The sequence below is a fragment of the Curtobacterium phoenicis genome (assembly GCF_047238015.1).
Classification (GTDB): Bacteria; Actinomycetota; Actinomycetes; order Actinomycetales; family Microbacteriaceae; genus Curtobacterium.
This window is the reverse complement of record NZ_JBDFLZ010000002.1, coordinates 442,395-461,820: the sequence shown is the minus strand read 5'-3', so window position 1 is coordinate 461,820 and position 19,426 is coordinate 442,395. Positions and strand designations below refer to the sequence as shown.

Here is a 19,426-nt window from a genome sequence, read left to right as displayed (position 1 = left end):
CGTGCAGGTCAGCATACGGCCGTGATTCTGTGGCGAGAATGGGTGTCCTCTGCGGGCGAACTCCACGCCCCGCCAGGGCCAGCCGAGTGCACTCAGCCGGACGCGGTCAGGCGTACACGTGCGGTGCCAGGACGCCGATGCCCCGCAGGTTGCGGTAGCGCTCGTCGAAGTCGAGGCCGTACCCCACCACGAATGCGTCCGGGATCTCGAAGCCGACGTACTTCACGTCCACCTCGACCTTGGCGGCCTCGGGCTTGCGGAGCAGTGCGACGATCTCGACGCTCGCGGCGCCGCGGGACTCGAGGTTCTGCTTGAGCCACGACAGCGTCAGGCCGGAGTCGATGATGTCCTCGACGATGATGACGTCGCGGCCGTGCAGGTCGGTGTCGAGGTCCTTGAGGATCCGGACCACACCGGACGACTTCGTGCCGGAGCCGTAGGACGACACCGCCATCCAGTCCATGCGCGCCTGCATCTTGAGGTGGCGGGAGAAGTCGGCCATCACCATGACCGCACCCTTGAGCACGCCGACGAGCAGGGGGTCCTTGCCCGCGTAGTCACGGTCGACCACCGCGGCGAGTTCGGCGAGCTTCTCGTCGATCTGCTCGGGGGTGAAGAGCACTTCGGACAGGTCTGCCTGGACGTCGGAGAGTTCCACCACAGCACTCTAACGGGCGGCGAACTCGATGCGCTCGCCCTCCCGCGAGGCCCGCACGCCCGGCAGGTCGATCGGGCCCTGCCCGTGCCACTCGGTGACGAGCCGGCAGACCTCGAGGGTCTGCACCCGCGAGAGCGTCACCCCGAACTCGCTCTCGACGGCGAGCCGGACGAGCCGTTGGCGGAGTGCGGGCGGGTTCGCGGCGAGCTCGCGCACGGACAGCGAGATCCCCGCCTCGGAGTGCTCGGCGAGGTCCTCGGCCATCTCCTCGGCGAAGTGGTCGAGCGCGGCGGAGTCCTCGCGGAGCTGGTCGGCCGTGCGGGCGAGCGCTTCGGGCACACCGGCGCCGAGCTCCCGCTCGAGTGCCGGCATCAGGGTGTTCCGCACCCGGACGCGCCCGTACGCCGGGTCGCTGTTCTGCGGGTCGTCCCACGGCACGAGGCCTGCAGCGACGCACGCCGCACGCGTGGTGTGTCGGCGGACGCCGAGCAGCGGACGACCGTAGGCCGGGCCCGAGGAGCGCACGGCGAGCGGCGGCATGCCGGAGAGCGCGTCCGGTCCGCTCCCGCGGAGCAGGCCGAGCAGGACGGTCTCGGCCTGGTCGTCGAGCGTGTGGCCGAACAGGACCAGTGGCGACCCGACGTCGGCGGCGACCTGGGCGATCGAGGCGTGCCGTGCCTCCCGTGCGGCCCCTTCGGGACCGCCCGCGGGACCGACGGCCACCCGACGGACCGTCACCGGGTCGAGTCCCAGCTCCGCACCCTGCCTGGAGGCACGGCTCGCCACGTCCGCGGAGCCCGCCTGGAGCGCGTGGTCGACCACGACCGCGCCGGCGCGCAGCGCCTGCTTCGGCGCCTCGAACGCGGTCGCGGCGGCGAGCGCGAGCGAGTCCGCTCCCCCGCTCAGCGCGACGAGGACGACGTCGCCCTCCGCGAGGACGCCGTCCGCACGGGCCGTCTCGAGCAGGGTGCGCACCGCACGCCGGGTCTCGGCGGTGGCGGGGTCCAACCGGGGACGCGGAGTGTTCACCCGGTAACGTTAGCCGCGCTTTCTTCCCGCACATGAGACCAGGAGCGCAACATGGCCGCGTACGACGTCGTCGTCGAGATCCCCAAGGGCAGCCGCAACAAGTACGAGGTCGACCACGAGACCGGTCGCGTGTACCTCGACCGCGTGCTGTTCACCTCGTTCGTGTACCCGACCGACTACGGGTTCTTCGAGAACACCCTCGCGGACGACGGCGACCCCGTGGACGCGCTCCTGCTGCTCGAGTACCCGGTGTTCCCGGGCGTCGGCGTGAAGGTCCGCCCGGTCGGTGTGTTCAAGATGAGCGATGAGGCCGGCAACGACGCGAAGGTCCTCGTGGTCCCCGCCAAGGACCCGCGCTGGCAGCACATCCAGGACATCTCGGACGTCGACGAGCAGACGAAGGCCGAGATCGCGCACTTCTTCGAGCGCTACAAGGACCTCGAGCCGAACAAGTGGGTCAAGGCCGAGGGCTGGGGCGACGCCGCCGAGGCCGAGGCGATCGTGCAGGCCGGCCAGCAGGCCTACGTCCCCGCCGGTCACTGATCGTCCGCACCTGCTGACGAACGACGCGCCCCGCTCGTGCGGGGCGCGTCGTTCGTTCCGGGGCGATGTCCCGGGGTTCGGTGTGCCGTCGCGTCAGAGCGAGCCGGTGGGGCGCGCGACGTACGGCAGCAGCTGGTTCGGCAGCCAGACGGCGCGCTCGACCACGCCGACGCCGGGGCGTGCGGCCTCGATCATCTGGTCGTTGCCGGTGTAGATCGAGTCGTGGTAACCCCCGCTGGCGGTTCCGTTGCTCGAGTAGAACAGGATGTCGCCGGGCTGGCGCTGCGAGAGCGGGACGAGCCGACCGATCGAGGCGAAGTAGTTGTACTGCCAGACGACGTTGTGGCCACCGGTCGCCACGCCCTGGGAGTTGTAGGCCATCATCACGAGGCCCGAGCAGTCCCAGGTGTTCGGACCCGCGGCACCCCACACGTAGGCGTCGCCGAGCTGGGCCCGCGCGAAGGCGATGGCGCCGGCGGCCCGTGACGGCGAGCTCGGAGCCGGGGTCGGCGTCGGGGTCGGGGTCGGCTTCGGGGCCGGCTTCGGGGCCGGACGGCTCGGCTGGCTCGGGCTGCTCGACCCGCCGGACGACGAACCGCCGCTCGAGGACGAGCCACCACCCGAGGACGACGCGCCACCAGAGGACGGCCCGCCACCGGACGCCGAGCCACCACCGGACGCCGAGGCACCACCCGACGACGAGCCTGCTCCGGACGACGAACCAGCACCCGAGGACGAACCACCGCCCGCGGGCGAGCCGCCACCGGAGGACGAGGCGCCGCCGGACGCAGCGCTGCCGCCACCCGACGACGAGCCGCCCGAGGTCGTCGGGAGTGCCGCCGCCGCCTGCTTCGCCTGCTGGGCGTTCCAGTACGCGGTCTCGGTCGCGAGGCTCGTGCCCTTGAGGAAGGCGAGCTGCTCGAGGACCTGCCCCTGCTGGTCCTGCTCCTTCTGCACCCGCTGCTGCGCCGCGGCGGCGACCGCGTTCGCGTCGTCGAGGGCCCGCTTGGTGGTGGCGGTGGCCGTGGCCAGGGCCTTCGTCGCGGAACGCTGCTGGGCGGCGATCGCGTCGACCGTGTTCTGGTCCGCCTCGGCAGCCGCGAGCACGGTGGCCGAGTGCTGGGACAGGTGCGCCATCGTGCCGACGCGGTACAGCAGGTCCTTCGAGTCCTTCGCGTCCACGAGCATCGCGGTCGAGAGGTCCCCGCCGCCGGTCCGCGCGAGTTCGACGACGAGCGAGGCGACCTGCCCCGCGGACGCCTCCGCCTGCTTCTCGGCTCGCTTCGCCTGTCCACGCAGTCCGTCGAGCGTCTGCTGGGCCTGCTGCTGCTGCGACGCCGCGAGCGCGTAGGTCTGACCGGCCTGCATCTCGCGGACGCCGGCGGAGTCCGCCGCGTCCTGCAGCGTCTCGAGCCGGTCGTTGAGCTCGTCCGCCGTGCGCTGCGCCGCTGCCGCGTCGGACTTCGCCGCCCGCACGTCGTCCCAGCTCGGGGCCGACGGCGCCGCCTGCGCCGGGGCGGCGAGGGCGACGGACAGGCCGATGCCGACGACGGCGACGACCGCGGTGCAGGTCAGGGACCGGGCGGGCTGCTTCATGGTTCGGTCAACGCCTCCTGGCGACGCTCGTGGTCATACCGAGATCCCCCGCGCTGCCATGAAGGGGACCGGGTCGGTGGCGGCACCGTTGACCCGGGTCTCGAAGTGGAGGTGGCACCCGGTCGACCACCCGGTCGAGCCGATCTTCGCGATCTGCTGACCGGCGCTGACGTGCTGGCCGTAGGCGACCAGGATCCCGCCGTCGACGATGTGGCCGTACGCGGTGGAGATCCCGCCGCCGTTGTCCAGGACGACCTCGTTGCCGTACCCGCCGCCGTTGCCCGCGAAGGTCACGGTGCCGTCGTGCGCGGCGTAGATCGGGGAGTAGCAGGCGGGCGCGAGGTCGACGCCGGCGTGCAGGGCCGTGGCGTGCGTGTACGGGTCGACGCGCATCCCGAACCCACTGGTCTGGTAGCCCCCGGCGGGACGGACCCAGCCGGAGGAGTTCGGCGCGCCACCGCCGGTACCGCCCTGGTTCGTCGCGGCCGCACGGGCGGCGGCGCGGGCGGCCGCGGCGGCGATGCGCGCCTGACGCTTCTTCTCCTCCTCGACCCCCTTGCGGTACTTCGCCTCGACGCCGTGCTGCTTGGTGGTGAGGAGGGTGAGCTGCGCCTCCAGGCGGTCCTCGTTGTCGTTCTGCGCGTCGACGGCGGTCTGGGCTGCGTCCGCAGCGCCCTGCGCCTGCTGCATCTTCGCCTCCGCCGCGTCCGCGAGGGCGCCGAGCGCGCGCTTCGCGACGTCCGCCTTGTCGGCGAGCCCCTGGGCGGTCCCGCGGTCTTGCGACGCCTGCGCGTAGATGCCGTCCGCCTGCTCGCTGAGCTTGGACATCGCGCCGAGCTCGTAGAGCAGGTCGCCGGACTTGCCCGGGTGCGTCAGGAGGTCGGTCGAGACGTTGCTCGAGCTCGCACGACCGAGCTGCGCCGCGAGCTGGCCGGCCTGGGCCTCGGACGCGGCGGCCGTCTTCTTCGCCTCGTCCGCCTGCGCCTGGAGCTTCTGCTGCCGGAGCGTCGCCTGGTCGTACTCCGTCTGCGCCGTCTGGTAGGCCGTGCCGGCTGCCTCCGCGGCCTTCTGCTTCGACGCGGCCTCGTCCTTGAGGGTCTCGATCAGCGACTTGATCTCGGTGACCTTGTCCTGCTGGGCCTGCGTGGAGGCCTTCGCCTTCTCCACGTCGTCCCAGCTCGGGTAGCTCGTGGCGCTGGCCGGTCCGCTCGGCGTGAGCGCAGCGAGGGTGCCAGCCGTGAGCGCGACGGCGACCGCTGCGGCGACGAGGCGGCTGCGGGAGCGGAGGGAGAGCGGTGAGGTCGACATGTGTCTCGATTTCGTAACAGCGCGGCAAGGCTCACGCACGTAACACTGTTAACAGACGCAACAGTAACAACAGGTGTCGCAGCCGGTCACCCCTCGTGCGAGGGGCAGCAGGCTGCGACGACGATGCTCGCACGCGGGCACCGACGGCACGGGACGGAGCCTGTTGCTCCACGGTGAGTGAATGCCCGCGGACGACCCGGGACCCCGCGACACGCCGGGGATGACGCGCCGGAGCGGCCCGATTTGTGAAACCCGGGGGGCATCCGTATGCTTGTCCATCGGTAGCGCACTGCACCGCTTGCGGCCCTATCGTTTAGTGGCCTAGGACACCGCCCTTTCACGGCGGCAGCACGGGTTCGAATCCCGTTGGGGTCACTCTCCGTGAGTGAGCAGGCAAGCAGAGCAACACCGAGCAAGACAGCAGTTCGAGCAAGACAGTAATTCAACATGGCCCTGTAGCGCAGTTGGTTAGCGTGCCGCCCTGTCACGGCGGAGGTCGCGGGTTCAAGTCCCGTCAGGGTCGCCACGGCTGGATAGCTCAGTTGGTAGAGCGTTCGACTGAAAATCGAAAGGTCCACGGATCGATGCCGTGTCCAGCCACGGTGAAAGGCCCCCTACTCCGGTAGGGGGCCTTTTCGCGTGTGCGGTACTGTCTACGCCTCGCGGGTCTTCGGGCTACTGTCGTTCGTCTTCGCCGGGTCACGCTCGACCACACCACCGAGGGCGTCGTCGATCCGCGACATGAGCTCGGACGGGATCTGCACACCGGCAGCACCCGCGTTGTCGTGCACCTGCTCCGGACGCGAGGCACCGATGATCGCCGACGCCACGTTCTCGTTCTGCAGCACCCAGGCGACCGCGAGCTGCGCCATCGACAGGTCGAGCTCGTCCGCGATCGGCTTGAGGTCCTGCACGGCCGTCAGCACCTCGTCCCTCATGAAGCGCTCGATCATCTTCGCGCCGCCCTTGTCGTCGGTGGCTCGCGAGCCTTCCGGGAGCGGCTGGCCCGGCTGGTACTTCCCGGTCAGGACGCCCTGTGCGATGGGCGACCACACGATCTGCGAGATGCCGAGTTCCTTCGACGTCGGGACGACCTCGCCCTCGATGACCCGCCAGAGCGCGGAGTACTGCGGCTGGTTCGAGATGAGCTGGAAGCCGAGCTCCTTCGCGAGCGCGGCACCGGCGCGGAGTTGGTCCGCGGTCCACTCCGAGACGCCGACGTAGAGGACCTTCCCGGCGCGCACGACGTCCGCGAAGGCCTGCATGGTCTCCTCGAGCGGGGTCTCGTGGTCGAACCGGTGCGCCTGGTAGAGGTCGACGTAGTCGGTCTGCAGTCGCTCGAGCGAACCGTCGATCGACTCGAGGATGTGCTTGCGGGACAGACCGGTGTCGTTGTGGCCCTTCGGTCCGGTCGGGCCGAACACCTTCGTGGCGATCTCGAGCGACTGGCGCCGCTCCCCTTTGAGCGCCTCGCCGAGGACGGTCTCGGCGCCGGTGTTCGCGTACACGTCGGCGGTGTCGAACGTCGAGATGCCGACGTCGAGCGCTGCCCGGACGCAGGCGATCGCCGCGTCGTTCTCGACCTGGGAGGCGTGGGTCAGCCAGTTGCCGTAGGTGATCTCGGACACCTTGAGGCCCGAGTTGCCGAGGTAGCGGTACTCCATGTGCGTGTCACTCCTGTCGTGGGCCGCGTCGGTGCGGTCCGAACCGTGACGGTACGCGGCGGAGGAGGTGCAGGATCGCAGGGGCGCGGTGCACAGCGGCACCGCCGGGAGCGAGGGAGCATCCATGACCGGAGCGAGCGTGCTGTTCATCGGCGGCAGCGGGGTGATCAGCGCCGCGTGCGTCCGTGAAGCCGTCGAGCAGGGGTTCGACGTGACCGTGCTCAACCGGGGGACCACCGGGAGCAGGCCGATCCCGGAGGATGTGACGCGCCTCCAGGCCGACGTCGCGGACCGCGCCGCCCTCGCGGACGCACTCGGCGACCGCCGGTTCGACGTCGTGATCAACTGGATCGCCTTCACGGCCGACCAGGTGCAGGCGGACGTCGACTTCTTCGCCGGACGCACCCGACAGTACGTGTTCATCAGCTCGGCGTCGGCGTACCAGACACCCGCGACGCACCTGCCGATCACGGAGTCGACGCCGCTGAAGAACCCGTACTGGCAGTACTCGCGCGACAAGATCGCGTGCGAGGAGCTGCTCATGACGGCCTACCGGGAGCAGGACTTCCCGGTGACGATCATCCGGCCGTCGCACACCTACGACGAGACGAAGCTCCCGCTGACGGGTGGGTGGACGGCGGTCGCGAGGATGCGCGCCGGCAAGCCGGTCATCATCACGGGCGACGGGTCGTCGCTCTGGACGCTGACGAACAGCCGCGACTTCGCGGTCGGCTTCACCGGGTTGCTCGACCGGGCCGAGGCGGTCGGCGAGGCGTTCACGATCACGAGCGACGAGGCGCCGACCTGGAACCAGATCGCGGAGGAGGTCGCGGCGGCGGCCGGGGTGGACGACCTGCGGATCGTGCACGTGCCCGCGGACGCGATCAACGCTGTCGACCCGGAGTGGGGTGCGGCGCTCCTCGGCGACAAGGCGAACAGCTCGGTGTTCGACAACAGCAAGGTGCGCTCGCTCGTGCCGTGGTACCGGCCGCGGATTCCCTACCGGCAGGGCGTGCGCGAGGTCATCGCCTGGTACGAGGCGCACCCGGAGGAGCAGGTCGTCGACGAGCGGCTCGACGGGCTGATGGACGAGCTCGCGGAGCGCTGGGCGGTCTGACGCGGGGCGGTCGCACGGCGCACGGCGCACCGAACCGCGAAAGCGACATCGAACCGGGTTGGGGACCTGGTTCGATGTCGCTATCCGAGTGCGACTCGCGGGGCGTGCACGGGACGACCGCCCGGGAGGCACGGCGCGCGCCCGCAACGTCAGCTGCGGGCGCGCAGGACCTCGCCGAGCGCGTCGACCGCGTGGCGCACCTCGTCGTCCGTGACGACGAGCGGCGGTGCGAAGCGGATCGTCGACCCGTGGGTGTCCTTCACGAGGACGCCCCGGTCGGCCATGTCGTGCGCGATCTCCTTGCCGGTGCCGAGCGCGGGGTCGATGTCGATCCCCGCCCAGAGCCCGGCCACGCGGTGCGTGACGACTCCGTGGCCGACGAGGTCGTCGAGCAGACCACGGAGCAGCGGCTCGCCGTCGAGTGCCCGCTGCTGGAACGTGCCCTCGCCGAGCATCGCCACGACCTCGGAGCCGACGGCCGCCGCGAGCGGGTTGCCCCCGAACGTCGAGCCGTGCTCGCCCGGACGCAGGACGCCCAGGACGTCGCGGCGACCGACCACGGCGGAGACGGGGACGATCCCGCCGCCGAGCGCCTTGCCGAGCGTGATCAAGTCGGGTGTGACGCCGACGCGTTCGACCGCGAGGGTGTGGCCGGTGCGGCCGAGGCCGGACTGGATCTCGTCGGCGACGAGCAGCGCGCCGAACTCGTCGCAGACCTCGCGGACCGACGGCAGGTACGACGCCGGCGGGATGACCACGCCGCCCTCGCCCTGGATCGGCTCGAGCAGCACGGCGACGACGGTCTCGTCCATCGCGGCCCGGAGGGCGTCGGCGTCGCCGTACGGCACCGTGCGGAACCCGGGGGTGAACGGCCCGAAGTCGTTCCGGGCCGAGGGGTCGTCCGAGAACGACACGATCGTCGTCGTGCGGCCGTGGAAGTTCCCGGACGCGACGATGATCGTGGCCCGGTCGGTCGGCACACCCTTGACCCGGTAGCCCCAGGCTCGGGAGACCTTGATCGCGGACTCGACCGCCTCGGCCCCGGTGTTCATCGGGAGCACCATGTCGGTGCCCGTCAGGTCGGCGAGCGCCTCGGCGAACGGTCCGAGCCGGTCGTTCACGAACGCGCGGCTCGTCAGGGTCACCCGATCGAGCTGTGCACGTGCGGCGTCCAGCAGGCGGGCGTTGCCGTGGCCGAAGTTCACCGCGGAGTACGCGGCGAGCCCGTCGAGGTAGCGCTTCCCGTCGACGTCCGTCACCCACGCCCCGTCACCCGACGCGATGACGACGGGCAGCGGGCTGTAGTTGTGGGCGAGGGCACGGTCCTCGACGGCGAGCGCAGCAGCGGTGGCGGTGCCGGTCGCGGTGGTCATCAGGACCGCGCGACCGAGTTGCCGGTGCCGACCGGGTGCAGGTCGAGCGTGCAGCACTTGACGCCGCCGCCGCCGAGCAGCAGCTCGGAGAGGTCGACGCCGATCGGGTTGTAGCCCTTCTCCCGCAGCTGCTCGGCGAAGGTCGTCGCGCGCGAGGCGATCACGACGTTGTAGCCGTCCGAGTAGGAGTTCAGGCCGAGGATCGCGGCGTCCTCCTCGGTCGCGATGATGGCGTCCGGGAAGCGCTCGCGCAGGATCGTGAGCGAGGCCGCGTCGAAGGCGCTCTCGAGGTACGCGATGTTCGAGCGGCCGGAAGCGTCCGGCTCGGGGTCGAGCACGGCGATCGCGGTGTCGAGGTGGTAGAAGTTCGGGTTGACCAGCTTGAGCGTGACGACCTCGCGGCCGTAGATGCGCGCGAGCTCCTCGTGCGACGTGCTGTCCGAGCGGAAGCCGGTGCCGGCGAAGATGGTGTCCCCGATGAGGAGGAAGTCGCCCTCGCCCTCGTTCGTCTCCTCCGGCTCGGCCACGGTCAGACCGGCGCTGCGGAACCAGTCCATGTACGCGGGGCCCTCGGGCTGGCGCTCGGGGTACTGGAACTTCGCGCCGTACGCGACGCCGTCGAGCACGAACCCCCCGTTGGCCGCGTAGACCATGTCCGGCAGGCCCTCGATCGGCTCGATGTACGAGATGTCGAAGCCGAGCTGCTCGTAGACGTCGACGAGCGACTGCCACTGCTCGACGGCCTTCGACGTGTCGGTCGGCTCCTCCGGGTGCATCCACGGGTTGATCCGGTAGCTGACCGTGTAGTGGGTCGGCTTGCACATGAGGATCGTGCGCTTCGTGGCGACGCGGGTCGGTGCGGCGAGGGATTCGGGAGCGGTGTTCGACATCAGTCCTCCTGGGGGACCGGGGCCCGAGCCTGCCAGGAACCACCACTGGACGAGTTGCAGAGCTCCGGCGAGATGCAGGCTCACTCGCCGTAGCGGACCAGGTCGACGCCGATCGAGAGTCTTGCACACACCGTCCGGGCAGTGCAGTCACGGAAGCATCACGGAGTGGCACCCGTTCGGGTGACGCACATTTCGTGCGCGGGACCCACCTGACGTGCAAGAAGCACGCGTAGCATTGGTGCAATGGATTCGCTCGACCACCGCATCCTGGACCAGCTCCGGGAGAACGCCCGTGCCGGCTACGGCGACATCGGGTCGGTGGTCGGACTCTCGGCCTCCGCGGTGAAGCGTCGCGTCGACCGGCTCGTCGCGGACCGGGTCATCCAGGGCTTCACGATCAAGGTCGACCCGGCCGTCGAGGACCGCGGCACCGAGGCCTGGGTCGAGCTCTACTGCCGGGGCACCGTCTCCCCCGACGAGCTGCGCTCCCTGCTCGACAGCGTGCCCGAGGTGATCGACGCCGGCACCGTCACCGGCAGCGCCGACGCCGTGGTGCACATGCGGTCCAGGGACCTCCCCGCCCTCGAGGAGGCCCTCGACCGGGTGCGGCTCGCACCGCAGGTCGACCACACCCGGAGCGCCATCGTGCTGTCCAAGCTGGTCACCCGCGAATCCGCCTGACGGCTCCCCGCCCTCGGGCGCGTAGGTTCGCCCCTGTGGGACGGAAGACGACAGCCGGGAGGCGCGGTGTGCCTCCCGGACGGTCCGTGACTGCCCGCCGGACGGTCGCCGCCGCCACCGCTGCGTACGCGGCCAACTGCCTCTGGGGCACGGCCGTCGCCGTGCGCCTCATCCGGACGGAAAAGCTCCGTGTCGTGCACCACGGGCTGTTCGTCGTCACCGCGACGCTGACCGTCGCCGCTGCGACCACGCCGGCCTGGACCCGCGACCGGAGCGGGCTGTTCCTCCTGCCCGCACTCGTCCCGCTCGCCGTCGCTCCACGCACGAACCCGCGCTCCGGAGCACACTGGAGAGTCGCGGTCGCCGCCGCACCGTCCTACCTGGGGGCGATGCTCGCACGCCGCGGACCAGAGAGGTAGCAGTGGAGCTCTTCGAAGCCATCCGACGTCGACGCACGACCAACGGCGCGTTCCTGCCCGACCCCGTGTCCGAGGAGCACCAGCGCCTGCTGATGGAGCTCGCCGGGCGTGCGCCGTCGCAGCTGAACAGCCAGCCGTGGCGGTTCGTGCTCGTCGAGGAACGGGCGACGATCGACCGCGTCGCCGAGATCAGCGGCTCGTCGATGACCCGGACGATGGCCGAGGGCACGTTCTTCGAGCGGTACAAGCCGTACTTCCGCTTCTCACAGGCCGAGATGGACGAGCGGCGCGACGGGATGCTGTTCGACAAGCTCCCCGGGCCGCTCAAGCCGTTCACGAAGCAGGTGTTCACGAAGCGCGGGCAGTTGCTCATGAACACCCTCCGCGTGCCGCAGACCCTCGGCGAGGAGAACCGGAAGCTCGTCGCCGGGTCGCCGCTGCTGCTCGGGGTGATGCTCGACCGCCACGAGTACCGGAAGGAGGAGCTGTCCGGCTTCTACTCGGTGTTCAGCATGGGCGCGGCGATGGAGAACATCTGGCTCGCCACCACCGAGCTGGGTCTCGGCATCCAGTTCGTCTCGTTCCCGATGGAGACCCCGGGTGCGTGGGAGGAGATCGAGGGGCTGCTCCGGGTCCCTCCGTCGCTGGAGTTGATGGCCGTGTACCGGATCGGGTACCTGCCGCCCGAGCGTCGGCGCCCGGCCATCGACTGGACGTCGAGCGAGCGGAAGCGGCCGTCGCAGTACGTGTTCCGCGGCACGTGCGACACCCCGCAGCAGGGGTGGGACGACGCGCCGTCCACCGGCGGGGCGGACCTCCGGTGACCGCGATCTCGTCGGTCGCACCGCGGTTGCCCGGCCGACCGTGGATCCAGCAGGACTGGCTCGACGTCGTGTTCGTGCACTGGCGGGTGGACGTCTCGGCGGTCGCGCCGCACCTGCCGGCCGGCGTGCGCCCCGACACGCTCGGAGCGGACGGCGTCGACGACGGCGCGACCACCTGGGTGGGACTCATCGCGTTCCGGTTCACCGACACCGCGTTCCCGCCCGTCCGCGTGGGTCGCATCGGCGACTTCGTCGAGGTGAACGTCCGCGTCTACACCGTCGACGACCGGGGCCGCCACGGCGTCGTGTTCCTGTCGCTCGACGCCGGCAAGCTGCTACCGACGCTCGGCGCCCGGGTGGCGACGGCGCTGCCGTACTGGTGGGCGCACGCCGAGTTCCGCCGCCCGGAGCCCGACCGGGCCGCCTACGCGATGCGACGGCACGGCACCCACACACGCTCGATGGTGGACGTGCGGATCGGCGACCCGATCGAGGAGCCGTCCGCGCTCGAGACGTTCCTCACCGCGCGGTGGGGCATGCACGTGCACCGGGCCGGCCGGACGCGGTTCTGGCCGAACGAGCACGAGACGTGGCCGCTGCACCGGGCATCGATCGTGCACCTGCGGGACGACCTGGTCGCCTCGGCGGGGCTGCCGTTCGCGCTGACGGAGCTCGAGCCGGACTCGGTGCTCTACGCGCCGGGGGTCACGACGCGGTTCGGTCTGGGGCGCTGAGCGGTTCGTCGGCGAGGTCAGGGTCGGACGTCCTCGACGCACCTCGTCGGTCCACGACGGCCGAGACGACGCTGACGGGCACGATCACGATGCCCCAACCGATCCACCGCGACGCGTGGGCATCATCGACACCCGGAACGGTCAGGGCCACGACGGCGAGCACCGCCGACAGCACGGCGACGGCGGCGGCAGCCCAGGACCGGCCGAGGAGTTCGAACCGGGAAGGGTCGTCGCGCCGGATCGTCCGGGCACCGGCGAGGCCGAACACGACCGCGAGCAGGATCGTCTGCGCTCCGACGACGAGGGCACACAGCGCCAGCGCGACCCCACCGACGCTCCACGCGGCGACGCGGACGCGGTGGAGTCGCCACGCGGTCACCCGACCGGGGAACTGGTAGGCGCGGTGCCCCACGAGGCCGAGCGCGACCGCGCCCGCGATGCCGACCGCCCCGGCGACGGCCGTGGCGGGGAGCGCGCCCGAGAGGCCAGCACGGTGCAACCAGGTCCCGAGCGCGACGAGGCCGAACGATCCGACGAGCTGCGCCAGCGGCGGGCCCCACCACTCCACCGGACGGATCGGAGCACGCCGGAGCCACCGGGGCACGATCGCCCCCGCGTCGTCCCGCTCGTCCACTCCCCCATGATGCTCGCCTCGGGTGGTGCAGGCCGTCCGGACGGGTGCGGCGTGGGGGACGGCGGGCTGGGTGGGGCGCGATGCGCGCGTCGGTACAACGGATCAATGACACGTGTGGCTGTGGTGACGGGTGGTTCGGCTGGACTCGGACGGGCGACGGTGCGCGAGCTCGCCGCCCGCGGGTGGGACGTCGCCGTCCTGGCACGAGGGGAGGACGGTGTGGACGCCGCGGTCGCGGAGGTCGAGGCAGCTGGCCGCCGCGGGCTCGCACTCGTGGCCGACGTGTCGGACCGCGACGCCGTCGAGGCTGCGGCCGACCGCGTCGAGCAGGAGCTCGGGCCGATCGACCTGTGGGTGAACGGCGTGATGGTCGGCGTGTTCGGGAAGTTCCTCGACACCGCGCCCGAGGACTTCGAGCGCGCCCTGCACGTGACCTACCTCGGCTTCGTGAACGGCACCCGCGCCGCGCTCTCCCGCATGGTCCCGCGCGACCGCGGACACGTGATCCAGGTCGGGTCCGCCCTGGGGTTCCGCGGCATCCCGCTGCAGGCCGCCTACTGCGGGGCGAAGCACGCGATCGTCGGCTTCACCGAGTCCGTCGTGTCCGAACTCGAGGAGCAGGGCAGCAGCGTCGCGGTCTCGCGCGTGGACATGCCGGCGCTCAACACGATCCAGTTCCAGTGGGTGAAGTCGAAGCTGCCGCACCACCCGCAGCCCGTCGCACCGATCTACCAGCCCGAGGTCGGGGCGCGCGCGATCGCCACGACGGCCGAGCGACCCCGCCGCCGCACGTGGGTCGGTGAGTCGACCGTGTACACGATCCTCGGCAACCGGATCAGCGGGCGCTTCGCCGACTGGTACGCGGCGAAGACCCTCGTGTCCGGGCAGCAGGCGCCGCAGAAGGACGGCGACCAGCTGGGCGACAACCTCTACGAGCCGATACCCGGCGACCACGGGGCACACGGCGTGTTCGACGACTCGGCGCACGCCTGGTCCCCGCAGACCTGGTGGGTCGAGCACCGGCGACTCGGCAACGGGATCCTCGGAGCGGCCCTCGGTGCCGCCGGAGCGATCGCCCTCGCGGCGGGACGACGCCGGTGAGCACGGTCGAGACGCTCCGTCTCGTGGTGGCGACGGGCCACGCGGTCCGGCTGGTCGGTCGGCGCGGCACCACGGTGCTCGACGCGGTGCTCGCGGTCCGCCAGACCGGCCAGGCAGCGCTCGTCGGTCGTTCCGGCTCGCCCGACGCCCACACCCTCAGTGCGGTCGTGGACGTGCTCCACGGCACCTCGATGGTGCCGGTCGCGCTGTTCGGCGGGCGGCTCCGCGGGTACGCCGCCGTCCAGGTGCTCCTCGCGACCGCGCTCGCCGTCGCGGAGGTCGCCGCGGTCGGGCAGGGTCACGGCCGGCGTCACCCCTGACGTCCTGGTGTCGGAGGTGGTCGGTACCGTCCCGACATGACCACGACCTACTCCGTCGCATCGTCGCTGGACGGCTTCGTGGCCGCACCCGGTGACGATCTCGAATGGCTGCTCCGGTTCGGGTTCGAGCCGTTCCAGGAGCACCACGACCGGTTCCTCGCAGACGTCGGTGTGCTCGTCATGGGAGCGACGACGTACGAGTGGCTGCTCGAGCACGACGACACGTGGGCCTACCCGGACCGACCGACGTGGGTCTTCACGAGCCGTGCGTTCCCCGTCCCAGGGGGTGCCGACGTCCGGTTCGTGTCGGGAGCCGTCGCCCGGCACCACGACGCGATCGTGGCCTCGGCCGGCGGTCGCGACGTCTGGGTGGTCGGCGGTGGGCTGCTCGCCGCGCAGTACCAGCAGGCCGGCATCCTCGACGAGCTCCGGGTGACCGTCATGCCCATCGCCCTCGGGGCGGGTGCGCCGCTGCTGCCGGTCGCGGCTCCGACCCCCGTCTTCGACCTGGTCGGCACCACGTCCTTCGACGGCGGAGCGGTCGAACTGCACTACCGACGCACGGGCGCCTGACGCGGCGCCGGAGCGCCTGACGCAGCGGGGGCGCCGAGCAGCGGAGGACAGCACGACCGCGCCGCAGGGCGGGGACGGCTCCCGGGAGGCGCTGGTCACGCGACGTCCACACGGAGGGTGCGCAGGGCCTCCGAGCGGTCCGCGTCGAGGCCGGGCCGCTCGGCGGGACGCTCGACGTCGAACCCGTGGACCGCCGCGTGGAACGCACCGGCGACGGTGGTGCTGCTCGGCGCACAGCGCATCGATCTTCCCCTCGGGGAACGGCCGACCTGCAGCGCGCCGTCGTCAGACCCGGAGCTCCTGGAACTCGGGGTCGAGGTCGCCGAAGCGGTGCGCGGTGATCGACACGGACTGCTCGCGGAGGAACGGGAGCATCTCGATGACGCCGGACTCGACCACGGGTGCGTCGTGGATCGCCGTGTCCACGCTGACGCCGAGCGCTTCCTCGAGCGCGAGCGGGTCACCGCCGAGCAGGCGGATCCGGCTCCCGGGGCCGCCGAACGCGGTGTGGCGCGGCCGGTCGTCGGGCTGCGCGAGCACCTGGTCGAGGGCGTCCTGCTGCTCCTCGTCGGGGTCGCTCCACCGCTGGTCGAACACCGCACCGGACGCGGCGCGGGCGAGGAACTCCTCATCGCTCTCGACGACGTGGTCGACGACGTCGAGCGGGGAGCGGGAGGACGCGAGCAGCTGCGTGAGCGGCCCGGGCAGCGGCCGGGCCGTGCTGAGCATCAGGTGTGCCCGGGCAGCGGTGGCGGCAGCCAGCACCCGGACGAGGTCGCCCGTCGCGGAGTCCTCGGCGTGCCGGACGATCACCGACTGCGGGCGGTAGCGGAGCACGTTGCGCTGCACCACGAGCCCGGAGTCGTCGTGCGATCTGCCGTAGTGCGACTCACGGGCGCGGACGTCGCTCAGGGCGCCGGCCCGCACCTGGTCGAACTCCTCGAACGACAGCCCGCTCCTGGCCGCCTCGACGAGCGCCGTCACGCGCGGCGGGAGCCCGTGCAACTGGATGCTCTTGTGGACGGTGCGCTCGGTCCGCTCCCACCGGCCGAGCGTCGCGACGTAGAGCGGTCCGCCTGCCTTGGTGCCGGTGCCGACGGACGACCGCTTCCAGCCGCCGAACGGCTGCCGACCGACGATCGCGCCGGTGGTGCTGCGGTTGACGTACAGGTTGCCGGCCTGCACGGTGGCGAGCCAGTCGGCGACCTCGTCGACGTCGAGCGAGTGGATGCCGGCAGTGAGGCCGTAGTCGGTCCCGTTCTGGATCGCGACGGCCTGCTCGAGGGTCTCCGCCCGCATGATGCCGAGCACCGGACCGAAGTACTCGGTCTGGTGGAAGTCGCTGCCGGGCCGGACGCCGTCGCGGATCCCGGGGGACCACAGTCGACCGGAGTCGTCGAGCGGCGTCGGCTGCACGAGCCAGGACTCGCCCGGACCGAGCTCGGTCAGCCCGGTGAGCAGCTTGCCCGTCGGCTGGGCGATCACCGGGCCGACCTGCGCACCCGGGTCGTCGGGCCACGCGACCCGGAGCGTCCGCGTGGCGTCCACGAGCTGACGTCGGAACCGCTCGCTGTCGCCCACGGAGCCGACGAGCACGACGAGCGACGCGGCGGAGCACTTCTGTCCGGCGTGCCCGAACGCGGACTGCACGATGTCCTGCACGGCGAGGTCGATGTCGGCACTCGGCGTGACGACGATCGCGTTCTTGCCGCTCGTCTCGGCCGTCAGCGGGAGCCCGGCGCGCCACCACCGGAAGGAGCGGGCGGTGTCGGCGCTGCCCGTGAGCAGGACCCGGTCGACCGCGGGGTGGGCGATGAGCTCGCGGCCGAGGGCGTCCTCGTCGAGGTCGACCAGCTGGAGGAGCGAGTGCGGCACCCCGGCGTCCCAGAGCACGTCGGCGAGGAGCGCGCCGCACCGCTTGGCCTCGGGCGCCGGCTTGAGCACGACCCCGCTGCCCGCGGCGAGCGCGGCGAGCACCCCGCCCGCGGGGATCGCGACGGGGAAGTTCCACGGCGGGACGACGACGGTCAGCCGCGGCGGGACGAACCGGGCTCCGTCGCCGTCGAGCGTCGCCAGCCGGCGGGCGCTCTCGGCGTAGTAGTGGGCGGCGTCGACGGCCTCGGTGACCTCGACGTCGGCCTCGCTCAGCGTCTTGCCGGTCTCCGCGGCCATCACCTCGACGAGGTCGGCACGTCGCGTCTCGAGTTCGTGCCCGATGAGGTCGAGCAGTTCGGCGCGGTCGGTCGGGTCCTGGCGTCCCCAGTTCACGCCGGCCTGCGCGGTCCGGGCGACGATGCGCTCGAGCGTCGAGCGGTCGACGACCCTGGCGCCACGGATCGTCTGCGCCCCGAGCTGGGACCGCGGGACGCGCCGCAGGACGTCGAGCGCCCAGGAGCGGTTCGCGGCGATCGAGGGGTCGGTGTCGGGAGCGTTCCGGAAGCCGTCGCGGTGGTCGGGCTCCCCGAGCGGACGACGGCGGTCCTGCGTGCGGTTCGTGGTGGGGACCGGCTCGTCCAGGGCGGCGACGGAGGCCAGGTACCGGCCGTGCTCGCGTTCGAAGACGCTGGCGTCGCGGTCGATGTCGAAGGCTCCGGAGATGAAGTTCTCGGGACTGGCGCTCTCCTGCAGGCGGCGGGCGAGGTAGGCGATCGCGGAGTCGAACTCCTCCGGCTGGACGACCGGCGTGTACAGCGTGATCCGGCCGACGTCGGCGCGGACGGCTTCAGCGTGCGTGGACGCCATGCCGAGCAGCATCTCGACGTGGACCGCGTCGGTGACCCCGCGGCGCTGGGCGAGCACCCACGCGGTCGCGAGGTCGAAGAGGTTGTGCCCGGCCACGCCGATCCGGACGGCGTCGGTGCGTTCGGGCGTCAGGCCGGTGTCGAGCAGCCGGAGGTAGGCGGTGTCGGTCTCGCGTTTGCTGCCCCACGTCGCGAGCGGCCACTCGTGCAGGATCGCGTCGACGTGCTCCATCGCGAGGTTCGCGCCCTTGACGAGCCGGACCGTGATCGGTGCTCCACCTCGGGCCCGGCGCGCCTGGGCCCAGCTCGTCAGTCGGTCGAGGGCCCCGGCGGCGTCGGGGAGGTACGCCTGGAGCACGATCCCGGCTTCGAGTCCCGTGAACTCGTCGCGGTCGAGCAGCGTCGTGAACACCGCGAGGGTGACGTCGAGGTCGCGGTACTCCTCCATGTCGAGGTTGATGAACTTCGCCGGCCGCCCCTCGGCCAGCCCAGCGGCGGCGAGGCGGTACAGCGGGACGAGCCGGTCGACCACGCGCTCCACGGTCTGGTCGAACGCCCACGCCGACATCTGCGGCACGACCGAGCTCGCCTTGATCGACACGTGGTCGACGTCGTCGCGGGAGAGGAGCTCCAGGGTGCCCTGCAGCCGACGGTCGCTCTCGGCGGTGCCGAGCACGGCCTCGCCGAGCAGGTTGACGTTGAGTCGGATGCCGTCGCCGCCGACCTTCGCGAGCGCCGGGCCGAGCTTCGCCGGGGTGGCGTCGATCACGAGGTGTCCGGTCATCCGGCGCAGGATCCGCCGCGCGGTCGGGATCACGGCCCACGGTGCCATCGTCGCGAAGCCGCCGCCGATCGTGACCGCGCCGCGGAGGTACCAGGCGAGGAACTCGGGCACGTCCTGGCTGAGCTTCTCGAGGTTGCGTGCGGCGACCCGCGGGTCCTCGGGCCGGACCACCCGGTCGACGAAGCCGCGGGTGAAGTCCAACCCCTGCTCGTCGCGGAGGACTCCCGCCAGCCGTGCCGCACCCGGGTCCGGCTTGGTGCCCGCCGAGGCCGCCAGCCAGCGTCGCACGAGGGCGACGGCGTCGTCGGTGCAGTCGGCGATGCGGGGACTCGGCATGCCCCTGATCGTATGCGCCCACACCGACGCTCCCTCGGAGGACGCCGTGCGTCACCGGAGCGTCATCCGGACGGATGAAACCGGGCTCGTCCGGGTCGCCC

19 protein-coding genes and 3 tRNA genes are annotated in these 19,426 nt (G+C 71.8%); 12 read left to right on the top strand and 10 right to left on the bottom strand.

Annotated elements, in window-relative coordinates; translation table 11 throughout:
- Nucleotides 1-106: 106 nt before the first annotated feature.
- Nucleotides 107-658, bottom strand: coding sequence for a hypoxanthine phosphoribosyltransferase (gene hpt, locus ABC270_RS02385; RefSeq protein WP_412879324.1), 552 nt, complete (start codon nucleotides 656-658; stop codon nucleotides 107-109).
- Nucleotides 659-667: 9 nt separating this feature from the next.
- Nucleotides 668-1,687, bottom strand: a complete 1,020-nt coding sequence (tilS, locus tag ABC270_RS02380; protein WP_412879323.1) for a tRNA lysidine(34) synthetase TilS — start codon at nucleotides 1,685-1,687, stop codon at nucleotides 668-670.
- A 51-nt stretch (nucleotides 1,688-1,738) separates the two neighbouring features.
- Here tilS and ABC270_RS02375 point away from each other — a divergent pair, with 51 nt between their 5' ends.
- Complete coding sequence (locus ABC270_RS02375) at nucleotides 1,739-2,230, top strand: inorganic diphosphatase (RefSeq protein WP_058724103.1); 492 nt, start codon at nucleotides 1,739-1,741, stop codon at nucleotides 2,228-2,230.
- A 93-nt stretch (nucleotides 2,231-2,323) separates the two neighbouring features.
- On the opposite strand, the gene ABC270_RS02370 is transcribed toward ABC270_RS02375, so the two are convergent.
- Entirely contained in the window at nucleotides 2,324-3,826 is a 1,503-nt protein-coding gene (locus ABC270_RS02370; RefSeq protein ID WP_412879322.1) for a C40 family peptidase, read from the bottom strand.
- A 33-nt stretch (nucleotides 3,827-3,859) separates the two neighbouring features.
- On the bottom strand, nucleotides 3,860-5,134 hold the full coding sequence (locus ABC270_RS02365; protein ID WP_412879321.1) for a peptidoglycan DD-metalloendopeptidase family protein: 1,275 nt from the start codon (nucleotides 5,132-5,134) through the stop codon (nucleotides 3,860-3,862).
- 302 nt (nucleotides 5,135-5,436) lie between these two features.
- On the opposite strand from ABC270_RS02365, the gene ABC270_RS02360 reads away from it, so the two are divergent.
- From ABC270_RS02360 to ABC270_RS02350, 3 genes are all read left to right on the top strand, one after another.
- A tRNA-Glu gene (locus ABC270_RS02360) sits at nucleotides 5,437-5,509 on the top strand.
- Between the two features lie 74 nt (nucleotides 5,510-5,583).
- Nucleotides 5,584-5,660: transfer RNA gene (locus ABC270_RS02355), tRNA-Asp, on the top strand.
- A 1-nt stretch (nucleotide 5,661) separates the two neighbouring features.
- A tRNA-Phe gene (locus tag ABC270_RS02350) sits at nucleotides 5,662-5,734 on the top strand.
- Nucleotides 5,735-5,787: 53 nt separating this feature from the next.
- Here ABC270_RS02350 and ABC270_RS02345 read toward each other — a convergent pair.
- Nucleotides 5,788-6,798: an aldo/keto reductase family protein gene (locus tag ABC270_RS02345; protein ID WP_412879320.1), complete on the bottom strand. Its 1,011-nt coding sequence runs from the start codon at nucleotides 6,796-6,798 to the stop codon at nucleotides 5,788-5,790.
- Between the two features lie 124 nt (nucleotides 6,799-6,922).
- Here ABC270_RS02345 and ABC270_RS02340 point away from each other — a divergent pair, with 124 nt between their 5' ends.
- Nucleotides 6,923-7,915, top strand: a complete 993-nt coding sequence (locus tag ABC270_RS02340) for an NAD-dependent epimerase/dehydratase family protein (protein WP_412879319.1) — start codon at nucleotides 6,923-6,925, stop codon at nucleotides 7,913-7,915.
- A 149-nt stretch (nucleotides 7,916-8,064) separates the two neighbouring features.
- Here the strand turns inward: ABC270_RS02340 and rocD are convergent, their stop codons facing one another.
- Both rocD and ddaH read right to left on the bottom strand, forming a co-directional pair.
- On the bottom strand, nucleotides 8,065-9,288 hold the full coding sequence (gene rocD, locus ABC270_RS02335) for an ornithine--oxo-acid transaminase (RefSeq protein ID WP_412879318.1): 1,224 nt from the start codon (nucleotides 9,286-9,288) through the stop codon (nucleotides 8,065-8,067).
- The gene (gene ddaH, locus ABC270_RS02330; RefSeq protein ID WP_412879317.1) at nucleotides 9,288-10,178 is read right to left on the bottom strand and encodes a dimethylargininase; all 891 of its coding nucleotides are present in this window, start codon (nucleotides 10,176-10,178) and stop codon (nucleotides 9,288-9,290) included. The genes rocD and ddaH overlap by 1 nt, the downstream gene beginning before the upstream one ends.
- Nucleotides 10,179-10,421: 243 nt before the next feature.
- Between ddaH and ABC270_RS02325 the strand changes: the two genes are divergently transcribed.
- From ABC270_RS02325 to ABC270_RS02310, 4 genes are all read left to right on the top strand, one after another.
- Entirely contained in the window at nucleotides 10,422-10,859 is a 438-nt protein-coding gene (locus ABC270_RS02325; RefSeq protein WP_058726295.1) for an Lrp/AsnC family transcriptional regulator, read from the top strand.
- Between the two features lie 86 nt (nucleotides 10,860-10,945).
- The gene (locus ABC270_RS02320; protein ID WP_412879316.1) at nucleotides 10,946-11,278 is read left to right on the top strand and encodes a hypothetical protein; all 333 of its coding nucleotides are present in this window, start codon (nucleotides 10,946-10,948) and stop codon (nucleotides 11,276-11,278) included.
- A gap of 2 nt (nucleotides 11,279-11,280) precedes the next feature.
- A complete protein-coding gene (locus tag ABC270_RS02315; protein WP_412879315.1) occupies nucleotides 11,281-12,102 on the top strand; it encodes a nitroreductase family protein in 822 nt (273 codons plus the stop codon).
- Nucleotides 12,099-12,836: a YqjF family protein gene (locus ABC270_RS02310; RefSeq protein ID WP_412879314.1), complete on the top strand. Its 738-nt coding sequence runs from the start codon at nucleotides 12,099-12,101 to the stop codon at nucleotides 12,834-12,836. Before ABC270_RS02315 ends, ABC270_RS02310 begins: the two co-directional genes overlap by 4 nt.
- Here ABC270_RS02310 and ABC270_RS02305 read toward each other — a convergent pair.
- Entirely contained in the window at nucleotides 12,808-13,470 is a 663-nt protein-coding gene (locus ABC270_RS02305; protein WP_412879313.1) for a hypothetical protein, read from the bottom strand. The two genes, ABC270_RS02310 and ABC270_RS02305, sit on opposite strands and share 29 nt — an antisense overlap.
- Before the next feature lie 105 nt (nucleotides 13,471-13,575).
- Between ABC270_RS02305 and ABC270_RS02300 the strand changes: the two genes are divergently transcribed.
- The 3 genes from ABC270_RS02300 to ABC270_RS02290 are packed head-to-tail and all read left to right on the top strand — an operon-like array spanning nucleotide 13,576 to nucleotide 15,464.
- The gene (locus tag ABC270_RS02300; RefSeq protein ID WP_412879312.1) at nucleotides 13,576-14,571 is read left to right on the top strand and encodes an SDR family oxidoreductase; all 996 of its coding nucleotides are present in this window, start codon (nucleotides 13,576-13,578) and stop codon (nucleotides 14,569-14,571) included.
- Nucleotides 14,568-14,891, top strand: a complete 324-nt coding sequence (locus ABC270_RS02295; RefSeq protein ID WP_412879311.1) for a hypothetical protein — start codon at nucleotides 14,568-14,570, stop codon at nucleotides 14,889-14,891. Before ABC270_RS02300 ends, ABC270_RS02295 begins: the two co-directional genes overlap by 4 nt.
- A 36-nt stretch (nucleotides 14,892-14,927) precedes the next feature.
- Nucleotides 14,928-15,464 (top strand): dihydrofolate reductase family protein, encoded by a 537-nt coding sequence (locus ABC270_RS02290; protein ID WP_412879310.1) that lies wholly within the window; start codon nucleotides 14,928-14,930, stop codon nucleotides 15,462-15,464.
- A 95-nt stretch (nucleotides 15,465-15,559) separates the two neighbouring features.
- On the opposite strand, the gene ABC270_RS02285 is transcribed toward ABC270_RS02290, so the two are convergent.
- Both ABC270_RS02285 and ABC270_RS02280 read right to left on the bottom strand, forming a co-directional pair.
- A complete protein-coding gene (locus ABC270_RS02285) occupies nucleotides 15,560-15,706 on the bottom strand; it encodes a hypothetical protein (RefSeq protein WP_412879309.1) in 147 nt (48 codons plus the stop codon).
- Between the two features lie 43 nt (nucleotides 15,707-15,749).
- A complete protein-coding gene (locus ABC270_RS02280) occupies nucleotides 15,750-19,325 on the bottom strand; it encodes a proline dehydrogenase family protein (RefSeq protein ID WP_412879308.1) in 3,576 nt (1,191 codons plus the stop codon).
- Nucleotides 19,326-19,426: the final 101 nt, after the last annotated feature.